The organism is Sphingomonas endolithica (assembly GCF_025231525.1).
GTDB classification, from domain to species: domain Bacteria; phylum Pseudomonadota; class Alphaproteobacteria; order Sphingomonadales; family Sphingomonadaceae; genus Sphingomonas; species Sphingomonas endolithica.
On the sequence record NZ_CP103057.1, the window covers coordinates 3,604,962 to 3,631,067 of the forward strand.

Here is a 26,106-nt window from a genome sequence, read left to right on the forward strand (position 1 = left end):
TGATGATGATGCCGGCACCGCCGATCAGCGACCTTAACGACCGCGCGCGGGATGTCTTCCGCGTGGTAGTCGAGAGCTATCTCGAGACCGGCGCCCCGACGGGATCCCGAACGATCGCGCAGCTATCAGGACTCAATCTGTCGCCGGCGTCGATCCGCAACGTGATGCAGGATCTGGAGGAACTCGGCCTGATCGCCTCGCCGCATACCAGCGCGGGGCGGCTGCCGACCGAATCCGGCCTGCGGCTGTTCGTCGACGGGATGATGCAGGCGCTGGAGCCGAGCGCGGAAGAGCGATCGGCGATCGAATCGCGCATCGGCCAGCCGGGCCCGGTCGAGGCGGCACTGGCGGCGACGACCGCGGCGCTCTCCGGCCTGTCGGCCTGTGCGGGGCTGGTGATGGTGCCCAAACGCGAACTGGTGTTGCGACAGATGAGTTTCGTGCCGTTGTCGTCGGACAAGGCGCTGGCCGTGCTGGTCAGCGAGGATGGCGCGGTGGAGAATCGCGTCATCGACCTGCCGAGCGGGGTCGATCCTTCCGCGCTGGTGCAGGCGGGCAATTACATGACTGCCATGCTGTCCGGGCTGACGCTGGGCGAGGCGCGCGGCAGGATCGAGCGCGAGATTTCCGAGGAGCGCGCCATGCTCGACGCCGCGTCGCGCGTGCTGATCGAACGCGGCCTAGCGGTGTGGAGCGAGGATGGCGATCGCCGCCCGGTGCTGATCGTGCGCGGGCAGGGGCGGTTGATTGATGCGGCGGACGCAGCACAGCTCGAACGGATCACCGAATTGCTCGACGATCTGGAAGGCAAGCAGGAGATTGCCGGGTTGCTCGACAGCGCCAGCGCGGGCGATTCGACGCGCATCTTCATCGGCGCGGAGAACAAATTGTTCTCGCTGTCGGGGTCATCGGTGATCGCTCGACCGTTCCATGGGCTGGACGGCCGCGTGGTCGGCGTGGTGGGCGTGATCGGCCCGACGCGGTTGAACTATGCGCGCGTCGTGCCCATGGTGGATTTCACTGCCGCGACGCTCGCCAGATTGATGGGCCGCGGCTGACCAATTCGAGGGATTTCAGGACCGACATGATCGACGACGACAACAAGACCGCCGAAGCCGCCGACCTGCGCGAGGAGACTGCCGAGGCGTCGCCCGAACTCGCCGAGCACGACCGGGTGGCAGAGCTGGAAAAGCAACTGGCAGAGGCCAAGGCGGCGACATTGTACGCCCATGCCGAGGCGCAGAACGTGCGCCGCCGCGCGGAGAAGGAAGCCGCGGACGCACGCTCCTATGCCGCGACCGCCTTCGCCCGCGACCTGCTGTCGGTCGCCGACAATCTCGCGCGCGGGCTGGAAGCCATTCCGGCCGAGCTGCGCGGCGACGACAAGATGAAGGGCCTGGTCGCCGGTCTCGAGGCCACGGGCCGTGAGCTGGAGAGCGTCTTCTCGCGGCATGGCATCACCAAGATGACCGTGATGGGCGAGGCACTCGACCCCAACCGCCACCAAGCGATGTTCGAACTGCCCAGCGACGAGCGCCCCGGCACCGTTGTGCAGGAAATGCAGGCGGGCTACATGATCAAGGACCGCCTGCTGCGCCCGGCGCTGGTCGGCGTGGCGAAGAAGGCGGATTGAGGTCTAGCCGTTGACGCCCGCGCCAGTCCGCGTCGTCAACGGCCCTTTGATGCTGGGACTGATCGCGTTGCCGATCGTGTTCGTCTGGTTATTGCTGCTGCCGGGCTATTCGGCGAGCTTGCGCAAAGCGGCGTTCGTTTACGCCTTCGCTATCCCGGTCGTGACCGCCGTCGGGATCCTGTGGACATCGTTCTTCCGCTAACGATGGATCGGAGCCCAAGGTGACTATTAACGCCAACATCACCGTCGATCGCCCGACTTTCGTGACGCATCTCGAATGTTCGATGACGGGCGAGCGCTATGAGGCCGATCAGTTGCACGGCCTATCCCGGGTCGGGCGGCCATTGCTCGTCCGCTACGATCTGGCGGCGATCACGGCGTTCCTGCCCAAGGCGATGCTGGAGGCGCGCGAGACCGATCTGTGGCGCTGGCGCGAATTGCTGCCGGTGCGGCGGACGAGCGATATCGTCAGCCTGGGCGAGATCGAGACTCCGCTCATTCCGCTGACCAGGTCGGGCGGGCCGAACGTACTGGTCAAGGACGAGGGGCGATTGCCGACCGGCAGCTTCAAGGCGCGCGGGCTGGTGATGGCGGTGGCGATGGCCAAGGCATTGGGCGTGACCAAGATCGCGATGCCGACCAACGGCAATGCCGGCGCGGCGCTGGCCGCTTACGCGACGCGGTGCGGGATCGAGACGATCGTGTTCTGCCCGGACGATACGCCCGAGATCAACGTGCGCGAGATCGCGCTGCAGGGCGGGCGCGTCTACCGCGTCAACGGCTTGATCGACGATTGCGGCGCGATCGTAGCCCAGGGTGCCGCGCAAGGGCTGTGGTTCGACTTTTCGACGCTCAAGGAGCCGTACCGGATCGAGGGCAAGAAGACGATGGGCCTCGAACTTGCCGCGCAGTTCGGCTGGAAATTGCCCGATACGATCTTCTACCCGACCGGTGGCGGCACCGGCCTGATCGGCATGTGGAAGGCGTTCGACGAGCTGGAGAAACTCGGCTGGATCGGTGCGGAGCGGCCGCGGATGTTTGCCGTGCAGGCGAGCGGCTGCGCGCCGATCGTGCGCGCGTTCGACGAAGGCGTGGAGCATGCCGAGCGTTGGGAAGATGCGGCGACGGTGGCGGCGGGCATCCGCGTGCCCAAGGCGGTGGGCGATTTCCTCATCCTGCGCGCGGTGCGCGAAAGCGGCGGCAAGGCGATGGCAGTGGGCGACCCCGCGATCCTGAAGGCGGTGGATGACGCTGCCAAGCAGGACGGGCTGCTGCTGTGTCCGGAGGGCGGTGCGACGCTGGCGGCCTATCGTGAGGCGCTGCGGCTCGGCTGGGTGGATGAGGAAGAAAGCGCGGTGCTGTTCAACTGTGCGACTGGGCTGAAATACCCAATGCCGGCCGCGGACGCCGTGGTGGATAGGTTCTCGGACATCGATCTGGCGGCGCTGTAACCTTCACCCGACATGCCCGGATTTTAGTCCGGCATCCAATGTGCCGCGTGCGCAACTGCTGGTTGGTTTGCGGCACCCTGGATCCCGGACCAAGTCCGGGATGACGGCGATGTCAGATCGTCTGCGCCCTGTTCTCGTCGCGGTGCTTCTTCAAGTATTTCATGAACGGCGTGCCCCCGGTGCCGACGTCCGGGTCGTTGCCGGCCGCGGTGCTTGCCTGTTTGGCGATGTAGCTGGCGGCATATTCCAGATGGCGGGTACGGAACCTGGCTACCTGTTCGACGCAGGCGTTGAACGCGTCCTTCACCGTCTGGCCCTGCGTCTTGGCGAAATCGCGCAAGTGGCTGGCGGCGGTCATGTCCTCGATGAAGGCACGGTGCTTGAGCGGGCGGTAGTGATGCAGTTCGGCGAGGAACTCGCGCAACTCGTCCTGCGTGTGTTCGACCTGGTAGAGCCCGTCCATCGCGGGCACGATCGAGCTTTGCGAGCCCGTCTGGCCGCGGAGCGCACGCGGGCGGCCGCCGAACTTGGCGACTCCTTCGTAGATCAGCCCGTCGGGCAATGCCGGATTGTTCTTCCAGCCGTTGATATAGGGACGAACCCGGTTGAAATAGACGTAGGGGTCGCAGCGCTCGACCATGCGGTCGAACACGCCGTTGATGCGGTCCCACACCTGGTTCATCTCGGTCAGCATCGCCTCCACCGTGGCGGCGTCCCCCGCGTCGGCCGCGCGGACCAGGTCGACGCCAAGCTGCAGCGCACGGCCCGCTTCCGCCTCGATCGCGACATGGACGAGGACGAACCAGCTCTCGTCCTGCCCGCCGGCAAAATGCTGGTCCATGGCGATATTCTCGAGCGTGATCGGCCCGGATTTGTCGATGCGGAACCAGTTGTCGAGCACATAGGCGGCGTAGTTCATCACCGGCTCCAGCCCCATGGCGTCGCACAGTGCGACATAGGGGATGGCGAGATTGGCGGGCAGCGCGGCGGGCGGAGAAGCCTCACCCCAGACATAGGCCTGAACGAGGAAGGAATAGCGCACCATCGCCACGTTGACCTGCTCCTCGCTCGCATTTTCGAGGAAGGCGGGAACGTCCGGGATGGACAGCGCGTGGAGCCAGTGGCGCAGCCGCCCGGTGGAGATCAGCGCCGGCAGCATGGCAGCGGCATCCTCGATCTCGTCGAACATTTCCGGCAGTTCGATCGCATCGATCTCGTGCTGCGAGAGATAGCCGCGCTCGGCGGACAGGCCATAATGGCTGAGGTTTTGGAGGATCATCGTGCTGGCTCCGACAAACTGGTATCGCGTGATACCTTGCTAGCGGATTGGACGGCAGAAGGAAAACGGCGGGTTCCTGCGCCTGCAAAGCGTCTTCAGCGAGCTGCCCCCCGCGAGGCTCGAAACTTCGGATACAGTTCGTCACCCTCAGACCTGTTCGGCAGTTATACTGATCCGACATGTCATCGTCATTCCCGCGCAGGCGGGAATCCATATTCGCTTAGCTGGCGGCGAGATCGTTACCGTCGAGACTATGGATCCCCGCCTGCGCGGGGATGACGGAAGTTACATGCTCGGCAGGGCTAAGTAGCGACCTGTCCCGGGGTTCAGGCGCCGCAAATTCGCACGCCGTTGATAGTGTGGAACCGCGGACCCCGGAACAGGTCCGGGGTGACGGAGCAGGGATGTTCGGCGCTTCCCAGCCGCCCACGCGAGGGGAAGATCATGCGCGGGTGCCGAACGGCAGGATGCTCTCGTAGCGCGCAAGGTCAGGGGCGCCGGTGACGGTGCAGCCGCAGCGCAGCAGGAAAGTGTGGCGGACGATCTCCGCCTGCTGCTCGATGCCATAGCGGTTGAGCGGCAAGCCCGGTCGAATGGCGTAATCGTAGCGGCAGAAGGGATGGCGCTTGAGCGGCAGGACGATGCCGCGCTGATGCTGCCAGATATGGGTCATTTCATGGACGAACAGGCCTTGGTCGCTGAGCGCGGCGGCGGCGAAATCGTCGCGGTAGAGCGCCCCCTCGGGGTGGAAGTGGATGTTGCCGCTCGGCGCCATGATCGTGTCGCGCGGCTGGAAGAAGGCCCATTTGCGGCGGATGATGCGCACGGGTGTGTAATCGATCGCCGTGCCGAAGACGGAGCGAGCGAGCGTTATCTCGCCGGGGGTGAGCGGGCGGCTATGGGTCATGGATGCCCGGTGATCATGTGCGGTCCCTAGTCGTCATGCTGAAACGAGTTCAGCATGACCTTTTCACAACGCGCCTCAATCCTCAGGCGGCGGATCGCCTGCGGCAATGGCGACCGCCTTCGCACTCACGCGCTGGCCATCGGAAAAAGTGAACAGCAACGGCACGATCGAGCCCCGCTTGATGCCCGGGTTCATGTCGTAGAACATCACGTGATTGCCGCCCGGCTTGAATACGAGCGTCGCTTTTGCCGGCAGCACTATCTGCGCCAGCGGCTTCATGCTCGCCATATTGCCCGACGTCATCGAGCGGTGCATCTCGGCGCGGATCGCCACCGTGCTGCCGACGCTGATCAACGTCGCGTCCTGGGCGCCGCCGTGCAGCGTGAAATACGCGCCGGCCGGGCCGCGCGCGACGGCGGGAAGGCGAACATAGGCGTCATCGACCGAGATGACCGGCGGTGGGCTGCACGCCGTGACGGCGAGCATCGCGCCCGGGATAAGGGTCGATAGGGCAGGCAAGCGCATGAAGGAAGCTCCCGCATCGGGATGGTGCGCATGTCACTCTAGCCGCGCAAAATCTTGCGGCAAGCGAAAGCCCCCCTATATCGCGTTCAGTGAGTGTCGCAGGGCCTGCAAATGGTTCCGCGACCACAGCGTATTTTTTCAAGAGAGACGGGGACCTAACAGGACCATGGCTAAAGTAATCGGTATCGATCTGGGCACGACCAATTCCTGCGTATCGGTGATGGAGGGCGGCAAGCCCAAGGTCATCGAGAATGCGGAAGGTGCGCGCACCACGCCGTCGATCGTCGCGTTCGCCAAGGATGGCGAGCGGCTGGTCGGCCAGCCGGCCAAGCGCCAGGCGGTGACCAATCCGGAAAACACCATCTTCGCAGTGAAGCGCCTGATCGGCCGCCGCTTCGACGATCCCGTGACCAAGAAGGACACCGAGCTGGTGCCTTACACGATCGTCAAGGGCACCAACGGCGACGCATGGGTCAAGGCTGGCGAGAAGGATTATTCGCCGTCGCAGATCAGCGCGTTCACGCTGCAGAAGATGAAGGAAACCGCCGAGGCGTATCTCGGTGAGACCGTGACGCAGGCCGTCATCACTGTGCCGGCATATTTCAACGACGCACAGCGGCAGGCAACCAAGGATGCCGGGCAGATTGCCGGCCTCGAAGTGCTGCGCATCATCAACGAGCCGACGGCGGCAGCGCTCGCCTACGGGCTCGACAAGGATAACAACAAGACGATCGCGGTTTATGACTTGGGCGGCGGTACGTTCGATATCTCCGTGCTGGAAATCGGCGACGGCGTGTTCGAGGTGAAGGCCACCAACGGCGACACGTTCCTGGGCGGCGAGGATTTCGACGACAAGATCCTGCGTTTCCTGGCTGAAGACTTCCGCAAGGCCGAAGGTATCGACCTGACCAAGGACAAGCTGGCTCTCCAGCGTCTGAAGGAAGGCGCCGAAAAGGCGAAGATCGAGCTGTCGTCGGCGGCCTCGACCGAGGTCAACCTGCCGTTCATCACCGCCGATCAGAATGGCCCGAAGCATCTCGTCAAGACCATCACCCGCGCCGATCTGGAGCGGCTGGTCGAGGACCTGATCCAGCGTACGCTGGAGCCGTGCCGCAAGGCGCTGAAGGATGCGGGTTTGAGCGCCAACCAGATCGACGAAGTCGTGCTGGTCGGCGGCATGACGCGCATGCCCAAGGTGCGCCAGGTGGTGAAGGACTTCTTCGGCAAGGAGCCACATTCGGGCGTCAACCCGGATGAGGTCGTGGCAATGGGCGCCGCGATCCAGGCCGGCGTGCTGCAGGGCGACGTCAAAGACGTGCTGCTGCTCGACGTGACCCCGCTGTCGCTCGGCATCGAGACGTTGGGTGGCGTGTTCACGCGCATGATCGATCGCAACACGACGATCCCGACCAAGAAGAGCCAGACCTATTCGACCGCCGACGACAATCAGGGCGCGGTGACGATCCGCGTGTTCCAGGGCGAACGCGAGATGGCGGCGGACAATAAGATGCTCGGTCAGTTCGACCTGGTCGGCATTCCGCCCGCACCGCGCGGCGTGCCGCAGATCGAGGTCACGTTCGACATCGACGCCAACGGCATCGTCAACGTCTCGGCCAAGGACAAGGGTACCGGCAAGGAGCAGCAGATCCGCATCCAGGCATCGGGGGGCTTGAGCGACAAGGACATCGACCAGATGGTCCGCGACGCCGAGCAGTTCGCCGAGGACGACAAGAAGCGTCGTGCGGCAGCCGAGGCCAAGAACAACGCCGACAGCCTGATCCACACCACCGAGCGTCAGCTGGAAGAGCATGGCGACAAGGTCGATGCCGGCCTGAAGGGCGAGATCGAGGCGGCGGTCGCCGAAGCGAAGACGGCGGTCGAAGGCGGTGATCCGGAAGCCATGAAGACCAAGACCGACGCGCTGGCGCAGGTCGCGATGAAGCTTGGCCAGGCGATCTACGAGAAGCAGGCGCAGGAACAGGCGTCTCCCACGGGCGATGCCGATGAGGCAGCACCGAAGGAAGACGTCGTCGACGCCGAATTCTCCGAAGTCGACGACCACAAAGCCTGACCTTTAGCGATGCGTTCCCCCCGTCATTCCATTCTACGCCGGAATGACGGGGCGGGCGGGGGCCGATCATGACCACCGAAGTCGATTTCTACGAATTGCTCGAATGCGAGCGCGGCGCGGACGACGCCACGATCAAGTCGTCGTACCGCAAGCTGGCGATGAAATACCATCCGGACAAGAATGCCGGGTGCAAGGACAGCGAAGGCAAGTTCAAGGCGATCAGCGAAGCCTATGACTGCCTGAAGGATCCGCAGAAGCGCGCGGCCTATGACCGCTTCGGCCATGCCGCCTTCAAGAATGGCGGCGGTGGTGGCGGCGGCCAGGATTTCGGCGGCGGCTTCAGCGATATTTTCGAGAACATCTTCGGCGAATTCATGGGCGGCCAGCGCAGCGGCGGCCAGCGCGGGCCGCGCCGTGGTGCCGACCTGCGTTACGACATGGAGATCACGCTGGAGGATGCCTTTCAGGGCAAGTCGAGCGATATCACGATCGACGTGTCGGCGCAGTGCGATGTCTGCGACGGCAGCGGCGCCAAGCCCGGCACCAGCGTCAAGAACTGCGCGACCTGCGCCGGGCACGGCAAGGTGCGCGCGCAACAGGGCTTCTTCGTGGTCGAGCGCGCCTGCCCGACCTGCCATGGCCAGGGCCAGGTGATCGCCGATCCCTGTGTCCGCTGCCATGGCGAGGGCCGCATCGAGAAGACCAAGACGCTCACCGTCAACATTCCGCCCGGCGTCGACGAAGGCACGCGCGTGCGCCTGACCGGCGAAGGCGAAGCGGGCGGTCGCGGCGCGGGAGCGGGCGATCTGTACATCTTCCTGCATGTCGCACAGCACCCGATCTTCGAGCGCGAAGGCACGACCTTGTTCGCGCGCGCGCCGATCAGCTTCACCACCGCCGCGCTGGGCGGAGAGATCCACATCCCGGGGCCAGACGGCGAGCAGCACACGATCAAGATCCCGGTCGGCACCCAATCGGGCCGTGAGCTGCGTCAGCGTGGGGCCGGCATGCCGGTGCTGCAAGGTCGCGGGCGGGGCGATCTGGTGATCCGGATCGAGGTGGAAACGCCGACCAAGCTGAGCGCCAAGCAGAAGGAATTACTCGAGGCGTTCCGCGCGACCGAGGACGGTGCGTGCAACCCGCAGACGACGGGTTTCTTCCACAAGGTGAAGAGCGCCTGGGCCTGATGCCCGGCGATGAGACGTCGGCCGTGTCCGCCCCCTTCACAGGGGGCTGGCTGGCCGATGGATCAGGAGGCGAAGATCGCCCCGACCACCAGCGCCTGAGCCGCAACTGCCAGCACCGAGCTGACAACGGCTTCGAACGTACGCATGGTTAGGTCTCCGAGTGCCGGATAAGTCCGACCCGGCCTAAATAGGAATGTTTCCCGCAGACGCAATATTGTTGCGCGATGCTACGATTGCGTCAGACGCAATCGTAGCGCTGGATGATCCGCCTACCGCCACCCCGGACATGTTTAGGGTGACGGCAGGAGGCGACTAGTTCCTCAGCCGAACACCCGTGCAAAAATCGTGTCGACATGCTTCAGGTGATAACCAAGGTCGAACTTGTCCGCGATCTCCTCAACCGACAGCGCGGCGGTGACTTCCGGATCGGCCTTGAGCAGCTCCTCCAGCGACAATTCCCCGTCCGATTCCCACACCTTCATCGCATTGCGCTGCACCAGCCGATAGGCGTCCTCGCGACTCACCCCGGCCTGCGTCAACGCAAGCAGCACGCGCTGCGAATGGACGAGCCCGCCCATCTTGTTGAGGTTCTTCTCCATCCGCGCCGAATAGACGAGCAATTTGTCCATCACGCCGGTCAGGCGGGCGAGCGCGAAATCGAGCGTGATCGTCGCATCGGGCCCGATATACCGCTCGACCGAGGAGTGGCTGATGTCGCGCTCATGCCACAAGGCGACATTCTCCATCGCCGGCGTGACATAGCCGCGCACCATCCGCGCCAGCCCGGTGAGGTTCTCGGTCAGCACCGGGTTGCGCTTGTGCGGCATGGCCGACGAGCCCTTCTGCCCGGGCGAGAAATATTCCTCCGCCTCCAGCACTTCGGTGCGCTGCAGATGGCGGATCTCGGTCGCCAGCCGCTCGATCGAACTGGCGATCACGCCGAGAGTGGCAAAGTACATCGCATGGCGATCGCGCGGGATGACCTGGGTCGAGACCGGTTCGATCGTCAGCCCCATCTTCTCGGCGACATGCGCTTCGACAAACGGATCGATATTGGCGAAGGTGCCGACCGCGCCGGAGATCGCGCAGGTGGCGATGTCGGCGCGTGCCGCCACCAGCCGTGCACGGTTGCGGTCGAATTCGGCATAGGCCTGGGCAAGCTTGAGGCCGAACGTGACCGGCTCGGCGTGGATGCCATGGCTCCGCCCGATCGTCGGCGTCATCTTGTGCTCGATGGCGCGGCGTTCGAGCACGACGAGCAGCGCATCCAGATCGGCGATCAGCAGGTCGCTCGCCTGCGCAAGCTGCACCGACAGGCAGGTGTCGAGCACGTCGGACGAAGTCATGCCCTGGTGCATGAAGCGCGCCTGATCGCCGACATTGTCCGCCACCCAGGTGAGGAAGGCGATCACGTCATGCTTGGTCACCGCCTCGATCGCATCGATCGCGGCGACGTCGATCGTCGGGTTGGTGTTCCACCACGCCCACAGCGCCGCCGCCGCTTCCTTCGGCACGACACCCAGCTCGGCAAGTGCGTCGGTGGCGTGCGCCTCGATCTCGAACCAGATGCGGAACCGTGCCTCGGGCGTCCAGATCGCGGTCATGTCGGGGCGGGAATAGCGGGGGATCATGGCGGGTCCTTGAATAGCCGAGCAGCGTCGGGTCGTCGCGCGAGTCATTCAAGTCGCGACGGGGCGGCAGGTAGCAGGGACGGATCGTGGCTTCAAATGGCAAGGCGCCTGAACAAAGCGCCCGCCGCCGGGTTGATCGGTGATGTGGCAGGCGGCTGACGGGAGCGTCTGCGGTGCGCAGGATTAGGAGAACGCGAATGGTGAAGTTTGTCCTGCTCGGCGGCGCGATGATCATCGCCGCTCCGGCGCTCGCCCATACGGCACTGCCATCGACCAGCGGACCACAAGCGCCTGCCGCGCAAGTGCCCGACAGAGGCGCCGGCGCCCGCGCACCGGCTGGAATGGCTACAGAAGCATTGCCCCCAAGCAGTGCGGACGCCTCGCAAGCGGCACCTGCAGCGGCCCCGGCGAGCAAGGCGGAGCAGGTCGCACAGGTGGTCGACACCGAATTCCCGACCTACGACAAGGATTCGAGCGGCACGCTCAATGCGGCGGAATTCGCTGCGTGGATGGTGGCGCTGAAAACCGTGGCCGACCCCACCACCAAGGCCGACAGCCCGGCGCTCAAGACCTGGGTCGGGCAGGCCTTTGCCAATGCCGATGCGGACCAGAGCAAATCGGTGTCGAAGAAGGAACTGAATGGCTTTTTGTCGCAAGGCGGCTGAGGCGTCTGCTGGCCAGCCCAGCCACCCAACCGTCACCCCGGACTTGTTCCCAGGTCCCCCGTGCAGCACGGGCTGTCTTCAAAACACATCGTCCTCAAAAGCCGCGTGGTGGATCCCGCACTGGTCCGGCAGTTATACCGATCCGACAAGTAGCATCGTCATCCTGAACTTGTTTCAGGATCCAGGCGCGGTCAGTGACCATAAAGACGGTGCCCGTGGTACAAATGACCGCGCCTGGATGCTGAAACGAGTTCAGCATGACGGTATTTGCTTGGCGGAGATAAGCACCGAACACGTCCGGGGTGACAGGGCGGGGCGCAAACCAACGCCCCCACCCCTAGATCAAACCCAGCGCCCTTAAACTGGCATGCCCGCCGGTGCCGATGATGATATGGTCATGCACCGCGATATTGAGCCGCTTGCCCGCCTCCATGATGCTGCGCGTGAGATCGATGTCGGCGCGGCTGGGTGAGGGGTCACCGCTGGGATGATTGTGGACCAGGATGATCGCCGCCGAGCCGAGATCGATCGCCCGGCGGATCACCTCGCGGATATGCACGGCGGCCTGGTCGATCGATCCCTCGCTCATCAATTCGTCGCGAATCAGCATGTTGCGCGTATTGAGATGCAGCACGCGGACGCGCTCGATCGGATGATGCGCCATGTCGGCGCGCAGGTAATCCAGCAGCGCCTGCCAGTTGGCGAGCACCGGACGGTCGGCGATCTCCGCCTTGACCAGACGGATGGCGGCGGCGTGGGCGATCTTGAGCGCGGCGATCGACGTTTCGCCCATTCCGGGGACGCGCGACAATGCCTGCGCGTCGGCGGTGAGCAGCCCGCCGATACCGCCGAATTCGCGCAGCAGGGCTTTGGCGAGCGGCTTGGTGTCGCGCCGCGGAATGGCGAGCGCCAGCAGATATTCGATCAGTTCGTGGTCGAGCAGCCCGTCGCCGCCAGTGTCGTTGAGCCGCTGGCGCAGGCGCGCGCGATGGCCAGCAGTATCAACTGATTCCGGGGCCGGCGGAGGCTCTGGCGTGCTCATGCAAGCTCACGAATAGCAGGGTGGAACGGGTGCGCAATGACATGTCGCAGCCTGGTGTCGGCTGGTGGGGAGCCTCCTCATGGCGCGCGGGTGGGTCGCGCTGGAGTTGACTTGGCGCACCCCCTTTCCTAAACGGACGGCGCAACGGGGGCGTCGCTCCCACATTCCCTCGTCGCTGCACCCATGGTGTGGCGGCGTTTTCTTATTAGGACGTATCTGCACTTGGCCGACAACCGCCATACCGACGATCTGACCAGTCGCATTGCGAAAGCGCGCGGCGATGATCAGTCGCGCGTGGGCGGCGGGGCCGCGGGCCAGCCGGGCAAGGGCTATTCGCAGGGCGGTCGCGTACTCGCTCTGTTGCTTGGCGCCTTGTTCGGCGGCGGGATCATCGGTTGGGCGATCGACCATTGGTTCGATACCTCGCCCTGGGGCCTGCTGATCGTCCTCACGCTCGCCATTATCGGTGCGTTCGTGAACATCATGAAGATTTCGAAGGAGCGCGCAGAGTGACTGTCGCAGCGAGCGCCGGCAAGATCGATCCGATGGAACAGTTCCTGGTGGAGCCGGTGCTCGGCCGCCACATGGAATTGTTCGGCTACGACGTGTCCTTCACCAACTCGGCCCTGTTCATGGTCGTGGTGTTCGTGCTGCTCGCCGTGTTCATGGTCGGCGGCATGAAGCGCGAGCTTATTCCTGGCCGCTGGCAGGTGATGGCCGAAGGCGCGGTCGGGTTCATCGACAACATGGTCAACGTGAACATCGGCTCGGGCGGCAAGAAGTTCGCGCCGTACATCTTCTCGCTGTTCTTCTTCATCCTCTTTGCCAACCTGATCGGCGTCATGCCGCTGGCGGTGGTGCCGGGCTTGCATACCTTTGCGGTGACCAGCCACATCACGGTCACCGCGGTGCTGGCATTCCTGTCGTTCGCGATCGTGCTGATCGTCGGCTTCGCCCGGCATGGCTTGAAGTTCTTCAGCCTGTTCGTGCCGGCTGGCACGCCATGGTGGCTGTTGTGGCTGATCCCGCCGGTCGAGTTGCTGTCGTTCATGGTCCGCCCGTTCTCGCTGGCACTGCGACTGTTCGTCGCGATGACGGCGGGCCACATCCTGCTCGAAGTGTTCGGCAGCTTCGTGGTGCAGGGATTTGCCAGCGGCGGTCCGCTCGGCTGGATGGTCTCTATCCTCAGCTTCGTGATGATCGTCGGCGTCAGCGCGCTCGAACTGCTGGTCTGCGCGATCCAGGCCTATGTGTTCGCGTTGCTCACATCGCTATACCTTCACGACGCGGTGCATCTGCACTAGTCCCCGTTTCCAACAACAATATCGTATTTTCTGAGGAGTTTTGACATGACTGATCTTGGTGCAATGTATCTCGGTGCCGGCCTGGCAGCGATCGGTTGCGGCATCGCGTCGCTCGGCGTGGGCAACGTGTTCGCTAAGTATCTCGAAGGCGCGCTGCGCAACCCGAGCGCAGCAGACGGCCAGCAGGGCCGCCTGTTCATCGGCTTCGCCGGTGCCGAGCTTCTCGGCCTGATCGCGTTCGTCGTCGCGATCCTCATCCTCTTCGTCGTTCGCTAAGACCAGCGACCCCGAAGGAAGTATCGCCATGCCACAGATTTCCCAGATCGGTGAGATTTACGCGTCGCAGCTGTTCTGGCTCGCGATCGTGTTCGCGCTGATCTATTTCGGGATCGGCAAGGCGATGGTCCCCAAGATCGAGCGCACGATCGAAGATCGTGCCGCGCGTGTCTCGGGTGACCTGCTCGCCGCTCATCAGGCGAACGAGACGGCGCAAGGGCTGGAGACCGCTTACCAGAGCGGCCTCGACACGGCTCGCGCGCAGTCGCTCAAGACGGTCGGTGCCGCCAAGGAACAGGCAATCGCCTCGACCGAGGCGACGCTGAAGATCGGTGATGCGCAGGCGCATGACCGGATCGCCGCGGCGACCGTACGGATCGATGATGCCAAGGCTGCGGCCGAGGCGGAGATCGAGACGGCAACGGTCGATGCGGTGCAGGATATCGTCGCCAAGCTTTCGGGCGTGGCGGTGGATCGTGCGACGGTCGAGCAGAAGGTAAGGGCGGAACGCGCGCATGGCTGAGGGGCACGCAATGGAAGCGGTCGCGGAAACCGGCGTGGCAGAACTGCACCATATGCCGACGGCATTCGGCATCTCGGCGCCGGGCTTCGTCGCTTTGTCGATGCTCGTCGTCATCCTGATCATGCTGTGGCAGAAGGTGCCGGCACTGATCGCTCGGATGCTCGATGCCAAGATTGCGACGATCCGGCACGATCTGGACGAAGCGGCGGCGTTGCGTGCCGAAGCCGAGGCGCTGCTGGTGCAGGCGCAGGCACGACATGCGGCAAGCGCCGGCGATGCCGCCGCACTTGTCGCCCATGCTGAAGCGGAAGCTCGGACGATTGTCAGCGAGGCCGAGGCCCATGCGGCCGAGTTGGTCGCACGGCGCGGCAAGATGGCCGAGGACAAGATTGGTGCGGCCGAACGCATCGCCATTGCTGAAGTGCGGGCGCATGCCGCTGAGGCCGCCGCGCGCGCCGCGGCGTCGATCATCGCCGAACGGCATGATGCCGCGGCGGATCAGCCGTTGGTCGATCGCACGATCGCCGGCCTGGGTCGGCTCAACTAAGATCCCCTCGGTGTTCCCCGGCGAAGGCCGGGGGCCCAGTCGGGAAGGTAGTTGTGATCAAGCGCAACGCTGATTACCCCAGCGCTTGATCGAGCGCATGACGACCGACCAACATCCGGGCTAGACATCCGACCGCTGGCGATTCGCGCCATCGCTCCGGAGAGCCTGCCCCATGAAATTCGTCCTCCTCGCCGCTGCCCTGATGCTGCCCGTCGTCGCTTCCGCCCAGACGGCAAAGCCCGCTGCACCAAAGACCAGCGCTCCGGCGCCCGCTGCTGCCGCCCGGTTCACGCTGGATACGCCGATCGAGACGATCGTCGCCGATCCTGCCGGCAAGGCGGTGATCGACAAGGATCTGCCCGGCACCACGACTCACCCGATGTACGATCAGTTCAAGGGCATGTCGCTCAACCAGGTCGCGCCAATGGCACCCGACAAGCTGACCCCCGAAACGCTGACCAAGGTCGCCACCGACCTGTCGGCCGTCAAATAAGCCACCGCCCCTCCCGTCATTCCCGCGCAGGCGGGAATCCATACTGGCCAAGGTTCGTTATGTCGCCTGACAGCTGGAGCTTATGGATCCCCGCCTGTGCGGGGATGACGGATGCCGTAACGGACTGCCCGGCCGGTCGAGCGAACACGATGGGTGGTGATTAGGACGCCGAGGCCCTAAATCTCCCCCATGTCATCGCCCAATGCCCCCGACCGTTTCAACGAAGAGAAATCCACCTTCGCCGTTCGCGGCAGCGGCGACACGCCTGACCTGGAGGCAGGAGTCGCGGCGATCCGCAACGTCCTCGCCACGCTGCCGGCGCGCCCCGGCGTGTACCGCATGCAGGATGCCCGCGGCGACGTCCTGTATGTCGGCAAGGCGCGCGCGCTGAAGAACCGCGTGACCAATTACACGCAGGTCGATCGCCTCTCCAAGCGGCTGCAGCGCATGATCGCGCAGACCCGCAGCATGACGATCGTAACGACCAACAACGAGGCCGAGGCGCTGCTGCTCGAGGCGCAACTGATCAAGCGCTACCGCCCGCCCTACAACGTGCTGCTGCGCGACGACAAAAGCTTCCCCTTCATCCTTTTGCGCGAGGATCATGAATTTCCGCGCATCCAAAAACACCGCGGCGCCCGCCGCGCCAAGGGTAGTTATTACGGCCCGTTCGCCAGCGCCGGATCGGTCAACAACACGCTGAACGCCTTGCAGAAGCTGTTTCTGCTACGCTCATGCACCGACGGATTCTTCAAGACGCGCGACCGGCCGTGCTTGCTGTACCAGATCAAGCGCTGCTCGGCGCCGTGCGTCGGCCGCATTTCGAAGGAGGATTATGCCGAGCTGAACAACGACGCCAAGGCGTTCCTCGGCGGCAAGTCGACCCAGGTCCAGGCCAAGCTCGGCGGGCAAATGGAGGCGGCGGCTGCCAACATGGATTTCGAGCTCGCCGCGATCCTGCGCGATCGGCTGCGCGCGCTGACCTTCATCCAGGGTAGCCAGGCGATCAATGCAGAGGGCGTAGGCGACGCCGATATCTTCGCGCTCGCCAACCAGAATGGCGTGATGGGCATCCAGGCGTTCTTCATCCGCGGTGGCCAGAATTGGGGGCATCGCAGCTTCTTCCCGCAGCACACCAACGATGTCGGCGAGGAGGAAGTGCTGACCAGCTTCCTGATGCAATTCTACGAGGAAGTGCCGCCGCCCAAGGCGATCTTCGTCGATCGCGATTTGCCCGAGGCGGAGCTGCTCGGCGAGGCGTTGGGCGGGGCGGTCGGCTACAAGGTCGGGCTGTCGGTGCCGCAGCGGGGCACGCGCAAGCGGCTGATGGAGCAGGCGCAGCGCAACGCGGTCGAGGCGCTCGAGCGGCGGCTGGCGGAAAGCACGACGCAGGCGAAATTGCTGCGCGAGGTCGCCGATCTGTTCGACCTGGCCGAGCCGCCCGACCGGATCGAGGTGTACGACAACAGCCATATCCAGGGCAGCGCGGCGGTCGGCGCGATGGTCGTCGCCGGGCCGGAGGGCTTCCGCAAGGGCCAGTATCGCAAGTTCAACATCAAGGAAGCGCAGACCAACGACGATTTCGGCATGATGCGCGAAGTGTTCCAACGCCGCTTCGCGCGTGCGCAGGCCGAGGATCCCGACCGCGACGCCGGCGACTGGCCCGATCTGGTGTTGATCGATGGCGGGCGCGGGCAATTGAACGCGTGCAAGGCGATCCTCGAGGAGATGGGCATCGAGGACGTGTGCATGGTCGGTATCGCCAAGGGGCCGATGCACGGCCGCGACGGGCGGGAGGTGTTCCATCTGCTCGACGGGCGCGAATTCCAGTTGCCGGTCAATGCACCGGTATTGTTCTACCTGCAGCGACTCCGCGACGAAGTGCACCGCTTCGTGATCGGCGCGCATCGCGACAAGCGCAGCAAGGCGATCGGCGCGAGTCCGCTGGACGAAGTGCCGGGAATCGGACCGGCACGCAAGAAGGCGTTGCTAATGCATTTCGGCACCGGCCGCGCGGTGCGCAACGCCAGCCTGGCGGATTTGCAGCAGGCGCCGGGCGTGTCTGCGGCAGTGGCGCAGCAAGTGTATGATTTCTACCATGGGCGGTGAGCGGCGCGTTCGGCAAATCTTCACCTCGCGGGGCTAATCCCGTGGGAATGACCCCCGTGTTCCTGACCATCGATACCGAGCTTGCCTGGCGGCATCACGCCGCGGGGCTTGCTACGCCGACGCTGTTCGAACGCTCGATCGAGCCGGCGGGGGTAGGGATCGCGTATCAGCTGGCCGTGCTTGCGCGGCATCGGCTGAAGGCCTGCTTCTTCGTCGATCCGCTGCCGGCCGCTTTGTTCGGCATGGAGCCGATGCGGCGGGTGGTGGGGGCGATCCTGGCGGCCGGGCAGGAGGTGCAGCTGCATCTTCATCCCAATTGGACAGGCGCGACGGTGGGCGATGGCGGGGCGGCCCATGCCAAGTTCGAGCTGATCGATTTCAGCGAGACCGAGCAGCGCGACCTTATCGACCGCGCACGTGACCTGCTGATCGCGGCGGGGGCGCCGATGCCGGTGGCGTTTCGCGCCGGAAGCTATGGTGCAAACGACGCCACGTTGCGCGCACTGGCGGCGCTGGGCTTTGCCTATGACAGCAGCCATAATGGCGCGGAACATCCCTGGCCCAGCGCCATCGACCTTCCCGCGACGCAGATCGCGCCGGTCCGCCACCAGGGGCTGATCGAAGTGCCGGTGACGTTGATCCACGATCGCCCGGGCAGCGCGCGCAACTTCCAGATCTGTGCTCTGTCGGGCGGCGAGATGGCAGCGGCGCTCGATCACGCCGCCATGCAGCGCCACGCTGCGGTGACGATCGTCAGCCATAGCTTCGAGCTCGCCAATCGCGCCGGGACTAGGCCCAATGCGGTGCACGTGAAGCGGTTCGACGCGTTATGTGTTCTGCTGGCTGCGCGACGTGAGTTATTACCGACCGTGCATTTCGCGGAAGCAGATCTGGCAGTCGACCAGCATGATGTGCCCCTTGCGCCCAACCTGCTGCGCACTGGCTGGCGCTATGCCGAGCAGGCCTGGTCGAACATGATCGAGGAGCGCGCGGCGTGAGCGCGGTCACGTTGCCGCTTCGGTTTCAGGTCGGCGCTCGCACGCTGGCCTCGATCGACCGGCAGCTGGTGCGGGTGCCGCTCGATCTCGACGACGTGATTATCGGGCGGCTGCCCGCGCTGCCGTCGCTTCCGAGCGGGGCTGACGGGTATCAGGTCACCTCGCTGCCGCAAGACCGGCAGCGGGCGATGACCGAGGCTGGGGCCGACATGATCGCGTTCGTGCGGCAGCGTTACACGCGCTATTATGCCGACCTGACGATCGGGCATGACGCCTATCTCGCCGCCATGTCGGCGAACACGCGCAGCGGCCTGAAGCGCAAGGCGAAGAAGCTGGCGGCTGCATCGGGCGGGGCGCTCGACGTGCGTCGGTTTCGCACGGCGGAGGAGATGAGCGCATTCTACGGCGTGGCGCGGCGGATTTCCGCAACGACGTACCAGGAGAAGCTGCTCGGCGCCGGGCTACCGGAGAATGCGTCCTTCCTGCAGCACCTGGGGGCGCTGGCGGGGGCCGACGGGGTACGGGGCTGGCTGCTGTATATAGGCGAGGTACCTGCGGCCTATCTGTATTGCCCGATCGAGGACGGCACGGTGCTGTACCAATATCTGGGGCATGATCCGGTGTTCAACGAGCTGTCGCCGGGCGGCGTGCTGCAGATGGAGGCGATGCGCGATCTGTATGCCGAGGGCGGGCTGAAGCGGTTCGATTTCACCGAAGGGGAAGGGCAGCACAAGCGCCAATTCTCGACCGGTGGGGTGGCGTGCCTCGACATGCTGTTGCTGCGGCCAAGCCTGGGCAATCGGATGACGACGCTGGCGCTGGGGACATTCGACCGGGGTATGGCGCTGGGGAAAAGCGGCGTGGCGCGGTTCGGGCTGGGCGATCTGGCGAAGAGGATAAGGCGGGCTTAGTCTTATGTTCCCCGGCGAAGGCGGGGGTTCTGTCGCGAGGCGACGGTTGGCGGGTGTTTTGCGCAGTTACATCGGCCATTCCGACTGGGCCCCGGCCTTCGTCGGGGAACTGGTTTGGCTGAGAGGTGACGCGGGGGCGACCCTTGCCTAAGCATTCTCCATGCATCTCCGCGCCGAAGCCTTGATCCTCGCGGTCCGTCAACACGGCGAACATGGCAGCATCGTGCGCGCGCTGACGGCCGAGGATGGGCTGCAGGCCGGCTATGTGCGCGGCGGGCGATCGCGGCGTATCCGGCCGATCCTGCAGCCGGCCAATCTGGTGCTCGGCGAGTGGCGCGCGCGAACCGAGGAGCAACTCGCCGGGCTGACGGTGGAGCTGATCACCAGCCGGGCGCCGTTGTTCGCCGAGCCGTTGCCCGCCGCGGCGCTGGAATGGGTCACCGCACTCACCGCCACCGCTTTGCCCGAGGCGCAGCCCTATCCGCGGTTGTACGGTTCGCTGGACGGGGTAATCGGGGCGATCGAGGCGGCGCCGGCGGCGCGGGGCTGGGCCGTCGCGCTGGCGCGCTTCGAGCTGCTGGTGCTGGCGGAACTGGGCTATGGCATGGAGCTCGACGTGCTGCCCGACGTGCTGCGTACCGGTGGCGAGGCGGGGTGGCGGGACATCCTGGCGGCGCTGAAAGTGACGGGGGAGGCATTGGAGGCCGACATTCTCACCGACCGGCGCACCGATACGCTTGCGGCGCGCGCGCGGCTCGTCGAGCGGCTGAAGAGGGCGGTTGCGTGACCGCCGCGCGCTGGGGCAAAGGCGGAGAAGCCACCGTTTAGCTTTGGATCGTCCATGCCCTTAATTGCTCTCCTGCCCGGTGATGGGATCGGCCCCGAAGTGATCGCCGAGGCACGCCGCGTGCTCGACGCCATGTCGCTCGATCTGACGTTCGAGGAGGCGCCGGTTGGCGGCGCGGCATATCAGGCAGGCGGCCATCCGCTGCCTGCGGCCACGCTCGACCTGGCACGGCGGGCGGATGCGATATTGTTCGGCGCGGTGGGCGACCCCACGTGCGATGCGCTGGAGCGGTCGCTCCGCCCCGAGCAGGCGATCCTGGGGTTGCGCAAGGAATTGGCGCTGTTCGCCAATCTGCGCCCGGCCAAGCTGTTCCCCGGGCTCGAGGATGCATCGGCATTGCGGCCGGAAGTGGCGGCGGCGATCGACATGGTGATCGTGCGCGAGCTGAACGGCGATGTCTATTTCGGCGAGAAGGGCATGCGCACCACGGCGGCGGGCCTGCGCGAAGGCTATGATGTGATGCGCTACGACGAAAGCGAGGTGGCGCGGATCGCGCATCTCGGCTTCCAGACAGCGACCAAAAGAGCGGGCAAGCTGTGCTCGGTCGACAAGGCCAATGTGCTGGAGACGTCGCAATTGTGGCGCGACGTGGTGATCGAAGTGTCGGCGCATTATCCACAGGTCGCGCTTACGCACATGTATGTCGATAATTGCGCGATGCAGCTGGTGCGCGATCCCGGGCAGTTCGATGTGATCGTCACCGGCAATCTGTTTGGCGACATCCTATCCGACCAGGCGAGCATGTGTGCGGGATCGATCGGCATGCTGCCCTCCGCCTCGCTGGATGCGTCGGCCAAGGGGCTGTACGAACCAATCCATGGCAGCGCGCCGGACATTGCCGGGCAAAGCAAGGCCAATCCGTGCGCGACGATCCTGTCGGCAGCGATGATGCTGCGGCATTCGTTGGGAATGGCGGAAGCGGCCGACAGGCTGGAGGCAGCGGTCGGTGCGGCACTGGCCGGCGGGGCGCGCACGGCCGATCTTGGCGGTACGCTGTCGACGCGCGCGATGGGTGATGCGGTGCTGGTCGCGCTGTAGCACTAGGGAACAAGCAGGCAATTTGCGACATGATGTTCCCCGCCGTAGGCCGGGGCCCAGGAGGACAGGTCGCTGTAACAGGCGCAGCGCGTGCCATGCCTGTTCCGCAACTGGACCCCGGCCTTCGGCGGGGAACTGTTTTGCGTCAAGGCCAGGTCGGGAACCACATCCAGTATCGGAACGCGCTAGCATGCGGCAGCGCGGCGGCGGAGATGATCGGGTAGAAATAGACGAACAGCACGGCCACTGCCCCGAGGAACAGCTCGTCCCAATATTTCCCACGCGCGCGCAAGTGATCGAACGCAGCTGCGAGCACGAGGCAAAGCCAGATTGTCGAGGGATAGTAATAATAGAAGAAGCCGAGCGATTTGGGGATGATCGCCCATACCGCGACCGATCCGATCCATAATGCTGCCAGCCCGACGAGCCGGAGCGATCGGCTGCGCCAGCCCTGGTACAGGCAATAGCCGACCCCGATCAGCCCGCCCCACAAGATCGCGGGATTGCCGAGCAGCAGGATGCCGCGCTGCGCGCCGTCGGCGACTTCGTAGAGGTACCAGATCGGGCGGACCATGAACGGCCAGGTCCACCATGCCGACTGATACGGGTGCGGCGGCAGGATCTGCGTCTGCTGTCCGTACATGGTCGCCTGAAACGGGATCAGCCCGGCCAGTGTCATCGGCTCCTGCGCGTAGAAGAAGGCAGGGGCAAAGGTCAGGAAATAGGTGACGATGCTGACCGTCCCCAGCGCCAGGATCGCCGGCAGCGTTGCCATGCAGGGCCAATGTTGCGCGCGACCGCTCTTGGCGTCGCGCCAACGCACGGCGAGGAAGGCGATTGCGGCGAAGGCTACGTACGGCGCCGCCGCCCATTTCACCGCCACCGCCAGCCCGAGCAGCACGCTGCCCAGCAGCCAGCGCCGCCACACACGGTCGGGTGGGCTGTAGGCGGCGCGCAGCAAGGCGACCATCGCCAGCACCAGGAACGCGGCCATGAAGCCGTCGAGCATGCCGATCCGTGCCTGGATGAAGACGGTGATGTTGAGCATTACGAACAGCGCGCCGAGCACAGCAGTGCGCGTGCGGTGGAACAACATCCACAGGATCCAGAACACGCCCAGCACCACGGCGGTCGCGGCGATGGTCGATGGGATGCGCCAGCCGAGCTGATTGTCGCCGAACAGCTTTATGCCACAGGCGATCAGCAGCTTGCCGAGCAGCGGGTGTTCGATGTTCGTCGGCTGGGTGAGCCCAAGCAGCGCGCGGGCGGCGGGCAGATAATGCACCTCGTCGAACACCGGGATGCTCGGGCGGGCGACGTTGAGCGTGAACAGGAACTGCGCCGCAGCGCCGATGATCGTCGCGGGGAGGATCGGGCGGGGGGCGGGTGCAGCGGCCATCATTGCTGCTATTCCTGCTTCGCGGCGCGCGTTCAAGAGCGGCGATGGACAAGAGCGGCATTGACGCGCACCGATCCGGCCCGGCAAAGCATCTGCCATGAAACGCCGCACCGGACAGAACCAGGATATCACGCGCCACTGGCGCCCCGCCACGCAGGCAGTGCGCGGGGGGACGGCACGCAGCGAGTTCGGCGAAACTTCCGAAGCGTTGTTCCTGACCTCGGGCTATGCCTATGATTGCGCCGCCGATGCGGCCGCGCGCTTTGCCGGCGAGCAGGTCGGCATGACCTATTCGCGCCTGCAGAACCCCACGGTGCAGATGCTGGAGGAGCGGATCGCGCTGCTGGAAGGCGCCGAGGCGTGCCGCTCCATGGCGACGGGTATGGCGGCGATGACGGCGGTTCTGTTGTGCCAGCTCGAACAGGGCGACCATCTGGTCGGCGGGCGGGCGGCATTCGGATCGTGCCGCTGGCTGACCGATACGTTGCTGCCCAAGTTCGGCATCGAGACGACGATCGTCGATGCGCGTGACCCGCAGCAGTTCGAGGATGCCGTGCGGCCCAATACCAAGGTGTTCTTCTTCGAGACGCCGGCCAATCCGACCATGGACGTGGTCGATCTGAAGGCGGTGTGCGACATCGCCAAGCGCCACGGGATCACCTCGGTGGTCGACAATGCCTTTGCGACGCCTGCCTTGCAGCGGCCGATGGAGTTCGGCGCCGACGTCACCGCCTATAGCGCGACCAAGATGATGGACGGGCAGGGCCGCGTGTTGGCGGGCGCGGTGTGCGGGACGAACGCGTTCATCAACGACGTGCTGCTGCCGTTCACGCGCAACACCGGGCCGACGCTCAGCGCGTTCAATGCCTGGGTGGTGCTGAAGGGCCTGGAGACGCTCGACCTGCGCATCCAGCGGCAGAGCGAGAACAGTCTGAAGGTCGGCGCTTTCCTGGAAGCGCGTGTGCCACGTATCCTGCATCCCGGACTGCCGAGCCACCCGCAGCACAACCTCGCTATGTCGCAGATGGACGCGTGCGGGCCGATCTTCGCGTTCGAGATCGAGGGTGGCCGCACCCAGGCACACGGCCTGCTCGACGCATTGGAGTTGGTCGACATTTCCAACAACATCGGCGACTCGCGCTCGCTGATGACGCATCCTGCCTCGACCACGCATTATGGCGTGGCGGAGGAAAAGCGGATCGAGATGGGCGTCACGGAAAATCTGCTGCGCCTCAACGTCGGGCTGGAAGATCCGGTGGACGTGATCGCCGATCTCGATCAGGCACTGACGGCGGTGGGCCTGTGAAGGCGCTGTTCCCCAATGTCGCCGAGACACGGGGGATCGTCGTGCGCGTATCGGTGAGCTACCTGCCCGAACAGTCGGAGCCGGAACGGGGGCGCTGGTTCTGGGCCTATCACGTACGGCTGGAGAACCAGGGCGACCAGGCCGTGCAATTGCTCACGCGGCATTGGGTGATCACCGATGGACGCGGCGCCCGGCATTCGGTGGAAGGCGAGGGTGTCGTCGGCGAACAGCCGCTGATCGCGCCGGGCGGAAGCTTCGACTATGTCTCGGGCTGCCCGCTGACGACCCCGACCGGCCGCATGCAGGGCAATTATCGCATGATGGGCGAGGACGGCGAGGCTTTCGACGTGGAGATCCCCAAATTCGCGCTGCTGGCGCCGGCGGTGGGCGCATGAAGCGCACGCATCTCCCGCTGAACGGCCTCCGCGTGCTCGATGCCGCCGCGCGTCATCTGTCGTTTACGCGCGCGGCCGACGAACTTGCCGTCACGCCGGCGGCGGTCGGGCAGCAGATCCGCGCGCTGGAGGATACGCTGGGCGTCGTGTTGTTCCGCCGCACGACCAAGGGGCTCGAACTCACCCCCGAAGGTGCAGCGGGGCTCGGGCCGCTGCGCCAGGGGTTCCTCGAGTTCGAGGAAGCCGTGCGGGCGATGCAGGCCGGGCAGACCAGCAAGTCGCTGACCATCGCCGCACCGCGCGATTTCACAGAGAAATGGCTGATGCCACGCCTTGCCGAGATCGCGCGTGGGGACGGCGAGCTACGCTTTGCCCTGGTTTCCGCCGACGAGGATATCGATTTCACCGAGGCTAATCTCGATCTTGCGATCCGCTGGGGCGACGGGCCGGGCGCGCACGAGGGCGAGGCTCTGGAGTCCGAAGGGCTCGTCACGGTGGAGCGGCCCGGGGGCGGCGTGGATACGCACATCTCCTGGCCAGGCTGCGGCAATGACGATGCGATCTCGCTGGTCCGGGTCGGCGATGCTGGTCTCGCGCTCGACGCCGCGGCCGAAGGGCTGGGCCGCGCCACCGTGCCGGAGCTGCTCGCCGCGCATGACATGGCGGCCGGGCGCGTGGTGAAGGTCGGCGCTGCGCAGCCATCCACCAAGGGCTATTGGCTGGTCGCACCACTGCCGCAATGGCGCCAGCGCAAGGTGAAGGCGCTGGTCGAGGCGCTGGCCACGGCATGAGCGCGGCGGCGTTCGACAGCGAGCGGCTGCGGATGCGGCCGCAGCGGATCGAGGATGCCGACGCGCTGTTCGAGGCTTACAGCGACGCGGAACTGATGCGCTATTGGTCGAGCGGCCCGCATGCCGACATCGCCGAGACGCGCGCCTATCTGACGCCGCGGCTCGATCAGGCGCAGTGGCGCGGCTGGGCGGTGACCTTGAAGCATGACGATCGCGTGATCGGAACACTCGCGGCCGGCCAGAAACGGCCCAGCGTCAGCGAGATCGGCTATCTGCTGGTGCGCTCCGCCTGGGGGCGAGGCTATGCGCGCGAGGCGGTAAGCCGCCTGATCGACCTGCTCGTGCATGAGGAAGGGCAGCGCCGCGTGTTCGCCGATACCGATCCTGACAATGCGGCATCGAACGCGCTGCTGGCGGCGCTCGGCTTCCGGCGCGAGGGGCTGCTGCGCGCGGAATGGGAGACGCATATCGGCGTGCGGGACACGGCCTTGTGGGGCTTGCTGGCCGAGGAGTGGGCGCGATGACAGCGCCCAACCTGAAGGATCCGGCCGAACGCCGAGCCTATCAGCGCGAATTGCGACGTGTCGGGCGCCCGTTGCGGCTGACCGGCATCGCGTTCCTGTTGCTTGGGCTGTTGCTCGGCGTGGCGCGGCTGATCTGGTGGCCGCCCATGCCGGTCGCCATCCCGCTCGCCGCACTCGTGTTGGGCGCGATCAACATGCTCGCGGCCATCGGCTTGAAGACCGTCTACCACGCGCGGCGAGTGAAGGGTGACTAG

Annotated in this window: 29 protein-coding genes; 23 read left to right on the forward strand and 6 right to left on the reverse strand. The window is 65.4% G+C overall.

The features are described 5' to 3' along the window. Nucleotides 1-8 precede the first annotated feature (8 nt). Genes hrcA through NV382_RS17040 form a run of 4 tightly spaced genes read left to right on the forward strand, consistent with a single transcriptional unit; the run spans nt 9 to nt 3,084 of the window. Nucleotides 9-1,058, forward strand: coding sequence for a heat-inducible transcriptional repressor HrcA (hrcA, locus tag NV382_RS17025; protein ID WP_260600457.1), 1,050 nt, complete (start codon nt 9-11; stop codon nt 1,056-1,058). 26 nt (nt 1,059-1,084) lie between these two features. Then, a complete protein-coding gene (grpE, locus tag NV382_RS17030) occupies nt 1,085-1,633 on the forward strand; it encodes a nucleotide exchange factor GrpE (protein WP_260597916.1) in 549 nt (182 codons plus the stop codon). A gap of 49 nt (nt 1,634-1,682) precedes the next feature. Further along, nucleotides 1,683-1,835 (forward strand): hypothetical protein, encoded by a 153-nt coding sequence (locus tag NV382_RS17035; RefSeq protein ID WP_260597917.1) that lies wholly within the window; start codon nt 1,683-1,685, stop codon nt 1,833-1,835. 25 nt (nt 1,836-1,860) lie between these two features. Next, entirely contained in the window at nt 1,861-3,084 is a 1,224-nt protein-coding gene (locus NV382_RS17040) for a threonine synthase (RefSeq protein WP_260600458.1), read from the forward strand. Between the two features lie 112 nt (nt 3,085-3,196). On the opposite strand, the gene NV382_RS17045 is transcribed toward NV382_RS17040, so the two are convergent. The 3 genes from NV382_RS17045 to NV382_RS17055 all read right to left on the reverse strand — a co-directional run bounded on the left by NV382_RS17045 (nt 3,197) and on the right by NV382_RS17055 (nt 5,795). Beyond that, on the reverse strand, nt 3,197-4,363 hold the full coding sequence (locus tag NV382_RS17045; RefSeq protein WP_260597918.1) for an indoleamine 2,3-dioxygenase: 1,167 nt from the start codon (nt 4,361-4,363) through the stop codon (nt 3,197-3,199). Nucleotides 4,364-4,805: 442 nt separating this feature from the next. Further along, entirely contained in the window at nt 4,806-5,270 is a 465-nt protein-coding gene (locus NV382_RS17050) for a vgr related protein (protein ID WP_260597920.1), read from the reverse strand. Nucleotides 5,271-5,345: 75 nt separating this feature from the next. Further along, a complete protein-coding gene (locus NV382_RS17055; RefSeq protein WP_260597921.1) occupies nt 5,346-5,795 on the reverse strand; it encodes a copper chaperone PCu(A)C in 450 nt (149 codons plus the stop codon). Nucleotides 5,796-5,961: 166 nt separating this feature from the next. Here NV382_RS17055 and dnaK point away from each other — a divergent pair, with 166 nt between their 5' ends. Further along, nucleotides 5,962-7,866 (forward strand): molecular chaperone DnaK, encoded by a 1,905-nt coding sequence (gene dnaK, locus NV382_RS17060; protein ID WP_260597923.1) that lies wholly within the window; start codon nt 5,962-5,964, stop codon nt 7,864-7,866. Between the two features lie 68 nt (nt 7,867-7,934). Continuing rightward, entirely contained in the window at nt 7,935-9,053 is a 1,119-nt protein-coding gene (gene dnaJ / locus NV382_RS17065; RefSeq protein ID WP_260597924.1) for a molecular chaperone DnaJ, read from the forward strand. A 320-nt stretch (nt 9,054-9,373) separates the two neighbouring features. Here the strand turns inward: dnaJ and purB are convergent, their stop codons facing one another. Then, nucleotides 9,374-10,684, reverse strand: coding sequence for an adenylosuccinate lyase (gene purB, locus NV382_RS17070; protein ID WP_260597925.1), 1,311 nt, complete (start codon nt 10,682-10,684; stop codon nt 9,374-9,376). 197 nt (nt 10,685-10,881) lie between these two features. Here purB and NV382_RS17075 point away from each other — a divergent pair, with 197 nt between their 5' ends. Continuing rightward, nucleotides 10,882-11,349 carry an EF-hand domain-containing protein gene (locus NV382_RS17075; RefSeq protein WP_260597927.1) on the forward strand — a complete coding sequence of 156 codons (468 nt, stop codon included), beginning with the start codon at nt 10,882-10,884 and terminating at the stop codon, nt 11,347-11,349. A gap of 337 nt (nt 11,350-11,686) precedes the next feature. On the opposite strand, the gene radC is transcribed toward NV382_RS17075, so the two are convergent. Further along, complete coding sequence (gene radC / locus NV382_RS17080; protein WP_260597928.1) at nt 11,687-12,391, reverse strand: RadC family protein; 705 nt, start codon at nt 12,389-12,391, stop codon at nt 11,687-11,689. Between the two features lie 222 nt (nt 12,392-12,613). Here radC and NV382_RS17085 point away from each other — a divergent pair, with 222 nt between their 5' ends. The 11 genes from NV382_RS17085 to leuB all read left to right on the forward strand — a co-directional run bounded on the left by NV382_RS17085 (nt 12,614) and on the right by leuB (nt 21,437). Continuing rightward, on the forward strand, nt 12,614-12,904 hold the full coding sequence (locus NV382_RS17085; RefSeq protein WP_260597929.1) for an AtpZ/AtpI family protein: 291 nt from the start codon (nt 12,614-12,616) through the stop codon (nt 12,902-12,904). A gap of 32 nt (nt 12,905-12,936) precedes the next feature. Beyond that, entirely contained in the window at nt 12,937-13,695 is a 759-nt protein-coding gene (locus NV382_RS17090) for a F0F1 ATP synthase subunit A (RefSeq protein WP_260600459.1), read from the forward strand. Between the two features lie 63 nt (nt 13,696-13,758). Continuing rightward, on the forward strand, nt 13,759-13,971 hold the full coding sequence (locus NV382_RS17095; protein ID WP_260600460.1) for a F0F1 ATP synthase subunit C: 213 nt from the start codon (nt 13,759-13,761) through the stop codon (nt 13,969-13,971). 28 nt (nt 13,972-13,999) lie between these two features. After that, nucleotides 14,000-14,494: a F0F1 ATP synthase subunit B family protein gene (locus NV382_RS17100; protein WP_260597930.1), complete on the forward strand. Its 495-nt coding sequence runs from the start codon at nt 14,000-14,002 to the stop codon at nt 14,492-14,494. Continuing rightward, nucleotides 14,487-15,041, forward strand: coding sequence for a F0F1 ATP synthase subunit B family protein (locus NV382_RS17105; protein ID WP_260597931.1), 555 nt, complete (start codon nt 14,487-14,489; stop codon nt 15,039-15,041). Before NV382_RS17100 ends, NV382_RS17105 begins: the two co-directional genes overlap by 8 nt. Before the next feature lie 172 nt (nt 15,042-15,213). Further along, nucleotides 15,214-15,534 carry a hypothetical protein gene (locus NV382_RS17110; protein ID WP_260597932.1) on the forward strand — a complete coding sequence of 107 codons (321 nt, stop codon included), beginning with the start codon at nt 15,214-15,216 and terminating at the stop codon, nt 15,532-15,534. A 189-nt stretch (nt 15,535-15,723) separates the two neighbouring features. After that, a complete protein-coding gene (gene uvrC / locus NV382_RS17115; RefSeq protein ID WP_260597933.1) occupies nt 15,724-17,643 on the forward strand; it encodes an excinuclease ABC subunit UvrC in 1,920 nt (639 codons plus the stop codon). Between the two features lie 47 nt (nt 17,644-17,690). Then, nucleotides 17,691-18,641, forward strand: coding sequence for a polysaccharide deacetylase family protein (locus tag NV382_RS17120; RefSeq protein WP_260600461.1), 951 nt, complete (start codon nt 17,691-17,693; stop codon nt 18,639-18,641). Then, complete coding sequence (locus NV382_RS17125) at nt 18,638-19,552, forward strand: GNAT family N-acetyltransferase (protein WP_260597935.1); 915 nt, start codon at nt 18,638-18,640, stop codon at nt 19,550-19,552. Before NV382_RS17120 ends, NV382_RS17125 begins: the two co-directional genes overlap by 4 nt. Before the next feature lie 160 nt (nt 19,553-19,712). Continuing rightward, nucleotides 19,713-20,339 (forward strand): DNA repair protein RecO, encoded by a 627-nt coding sequence (gene recO, locus NV382_RS17130; RefSeq protein WP_260597937.1) that lies wholly within the window; start codon nt 19,713-19,715, stop codon nt 20,337-20,339. A 54-nt stretch (nt 20,340-20,393) separates the two neighbouring features. Then, nucleotides 20,394-21,437, forward strand: a complete 1,044-nt coding sequence (leuB, locus tag NV382_RS17135; protein ID WP_260597938.1) for a 3-isopropylmalate dehydrogenase — start codon at nt 20,394-20,396, stop codon at nt 21,435-21,437. 145 nt (nt 21,438-21,582) lie between these two features. Here leuB and NV382_RS17140 read toward each other — a convergent pair whose 3' ends face one another. Further along, nucleotides 21,583-22,836, reverse strand: coding sequence for a glycosyltransferase family 39 protein (locus tag NV382_RS17140; RefSeq protein ID WP_260597940.1), 1,254 nt, complete (start codon nt 22,834-22,836; stop codon nt 21,583-21,585). Nucleotides 22,837-22,933: 97 nt separating this feature from the next. Here NV382_RS17140 and NV382_RS17145 point away from each other — a divergent pair, with 97 nt between their 5' ends. Genes NV382_RS17145 through NV382_RS17165 form a run of 5 tightly spaced genes read left to right on the forward strand, consistent with a single transcriptional unit; the run spans nt 22,934 to nt 26,106 of the window. Then, nucleotides 22,934-24,142, forward strand: coding sequence for a trans-sulfuration enzyme family protein (locus tag NV382_RS17145; RefSeq protein WP_260597942.1), 1,209 nt, complete (start codon nt 22,934-22,936; stop codon nt 24,140-24,142). Further along, nucleotides 24,139-24,537 carry a Co2+/Mg2+ efflux protein ApaG gene (gene apaG, locus NV382_RS17150; protein WP_260597943.1) on the forward strand — a complete coding sequence of 133 codons (399 nt, stop codon included), beginning with the start codon at nt 24,139-24,141 and terminating at the stop codon, nt 24,535-24,537. Before NV382_RS17145 ends, apaG begins: the two co-directional genes overlap by 4 nt. Next, nucleotides 24,534-25,328: a LysR family transcriptional regulator gene (locus NV382_RS17155; protein WP_260597945.1), complete on the forward strand. Its 795-nt coding sequence runs from the start codon at nt 24,534-24,536 to the stop codon at nt 25,326-25,328. The genes apaG and NV382_RS17155 overlap by 4 nt, the downstream gene beginning before the upstream one ends. Next, complete coding sequence (locus tag NV382_RS17160) at nt 25,325-25,852, forward strand: GNAT family N-acetyltransferase (RefSeq protein WP_260597947.1); 528 nt, start codon at nt 25,325-25,327, stop codon at nt 25,850-25,852. Before NV382_RS17155 ends, NV382_RS17160 begins: the two co-directional genes overlap by 4 nt. Beyond that, nucleotides 25,849-26,106, forward strand: a complete 258-nt coding sequence (locus NV382_RS17165; RefSeq protein WP_260597948.1) for a hypothetical protein — start codon at nt 25,849-25,851, stop codon at nt 26,104-26,106. The genes NV382_RS17160 and NV382_RS17165 overlap by 4 nt, the downstream gene beginning before the upstream one ends.

Bases quoted from the DNA above. Each gene is read 5' to 3' on its own strand.
- hrcA (WP_260600457.1), top strand. From the start codon at position 9: ATGCCGGCACCGCCGATCAGCGACCTTAACGACCGCGCGCGGGATGTC.
- grpE (WP_260597916.1), top strand. From the start codon at position 1,085: ATGATCGACGACGACAACAAGACCGCCGAAGCCGCCGACCTGCGCGAG.
- NV382_RS17035 (WP_260597917.1), top strand. From the start codon at position 1,683: ATGCTGGGACTGATCGCGTTGCCGATCGTGTTCGTCTGGTTATTGCTG.
- NV382_RS17045 (WP_260597918.1), bottom strand. From the start codon at position 4,363: ATGATCCTCCAAAACCTCAGCCATTATGGCCTGTCCGCCGAGCGCGGC.
- NV382_RS17050 (WP_260597920.1), bottom strand. From the start codon at position 5,270: ATGACCCATAGCCGCCCGCTCACCCCCGGCGAGATAACGCTCGCTCGC.
- NV382_RS17055 (WP_260597921.1), bottom strand. From the start codon at position 5,795: ATGCGCTTGCCTGCCCTATCGACCCTTATCCCGGGCGCGATGCTCGCC.
- dnaK (WP_260597923.1), top strand. From the start codon at position 5,962: ATGGCTAAAGTAATCGGTATCGATCTGGGCACGACCAATTCCTGCGTA.
- dnaJ (WP_260597924.1), top strand. From the start codon at position 7,935: ATGACCACCGAAGTCGATTTCTACGAATTGCTCGAATGCGAGCGCGGC.
- purB (WP_260597925.1), bottom strand. From the start codon at position 10,684: ATGATCCCCCGCTATTCCCGCCCCGACATGACCGCGATCTGGACGCCC.
- NV382_RS17075 (WP_260597927.1), top strand. From the start codon at position 10,882: ATGGTGAAGTTTGTCCTGCTCGGCGGCGCGATGATCATCGCCGCTCCG.
- radC (WP_260597928.1), bottom strand. From the start codon at position 12,391: ATGAGCACGCCAGAGCCTCCGCCGGCCCCGGAATCAGTTGATACTGCT.
- NV382_RS17090 (WP_260600459.1), top strand. From the start codon at position 12,937: ATGGAACAGTTCCTGGTGGAGCCGGTGCTCGGCCGCCACATGGAATTG.
- NV382_RS17095 (WP_260600460.1), top strand. From the start codon at position 13,759: ATGTATCTCGGTGCCGGCCTGGCAGCGATCGGTTGCGGCATCGCGTCG.
- NV382_RS17100 (WP_260597930.1), top strand. From the start codon at position 14,000: ATGCCACAGATTTCCCAGATCGGTGAGATTTACGCGTCGCAGCTGTTC.
- NV382_RS17105 (WP_260597931.1), top strand. From the start codon at position 14,487: ATGGCTGAGGGGCACGCAATGGAAGCGGTCGCGGAAACCGGCGTGGCA.
- NV382_RS17110 (WP_260597932.1), top strand. From the start codon at position 15,214: ATGAAATTCGTCCTCCTCGCCGCTGCCCTGATGCTGCCCGTCGTCGCT.
- uvrC (WP_260597933.1), top strand. From the start codon at position 15,724: ATGTCATCGCCCAATGCCCCCGACCGTTTCAACGAAGAGAAATCCACC.
- NV382_RS17120 (WP_260600461.1), top strand. From the start codon at position 17,691: ATGACCCCCGTGTTCCTGACCATCGATACCGAGCTTGCCTGGCGGCAT.
- recO (WP_260597937.1), top strand. From the start codon at position 19,713: ATGCATCTCCGCGCCGAAGCCTTGATCCTCGCGGTCCGTCAACACGGC.
- leuB (WP_260597938.1), top strand. From the start codon at position 20,394: ATGCCCTTAATTGCTCTCCTGCCCGGTGATGGGATCGGCCCCGAAGTG.
- NV382_RS17140 (WP_260597940.1), bottom strand. From the start codon at position 22,836: ATGGCCGCTGCACCCGCCCCCCGCCCGATCCTCCCCGCGACGATCATC.
- NV382_RS17145 (WP_260597942.1), top strand. From the start codon at position 22,934: ATGAAACGCCGCACCGGACAGAACCAGGATATCACGCGCCACTGGCGC.
- NV382_RS17155 (WP_260597945.1), top strand. From the start codon at position 24,534: ATGAAGCGCACGCATCTCCCGCTGAACGGCCTCCGCGTGCTCGATGCC.
- NV382_RS17160 (WP_260597947.1), top strand. From the start codon at position 25,325: ATGAGCGCGGCGGCGTTCGACAGCGAGCGGCTGCGGATGCGGCCGCAG.
- NV382_RS17165 (WP_260597948.1), top strand. From the start codon at position 25,849: ATGACAGCGCCCAACCTGAAGGATCCGGCCGAACGCCGAGCCTATCAG.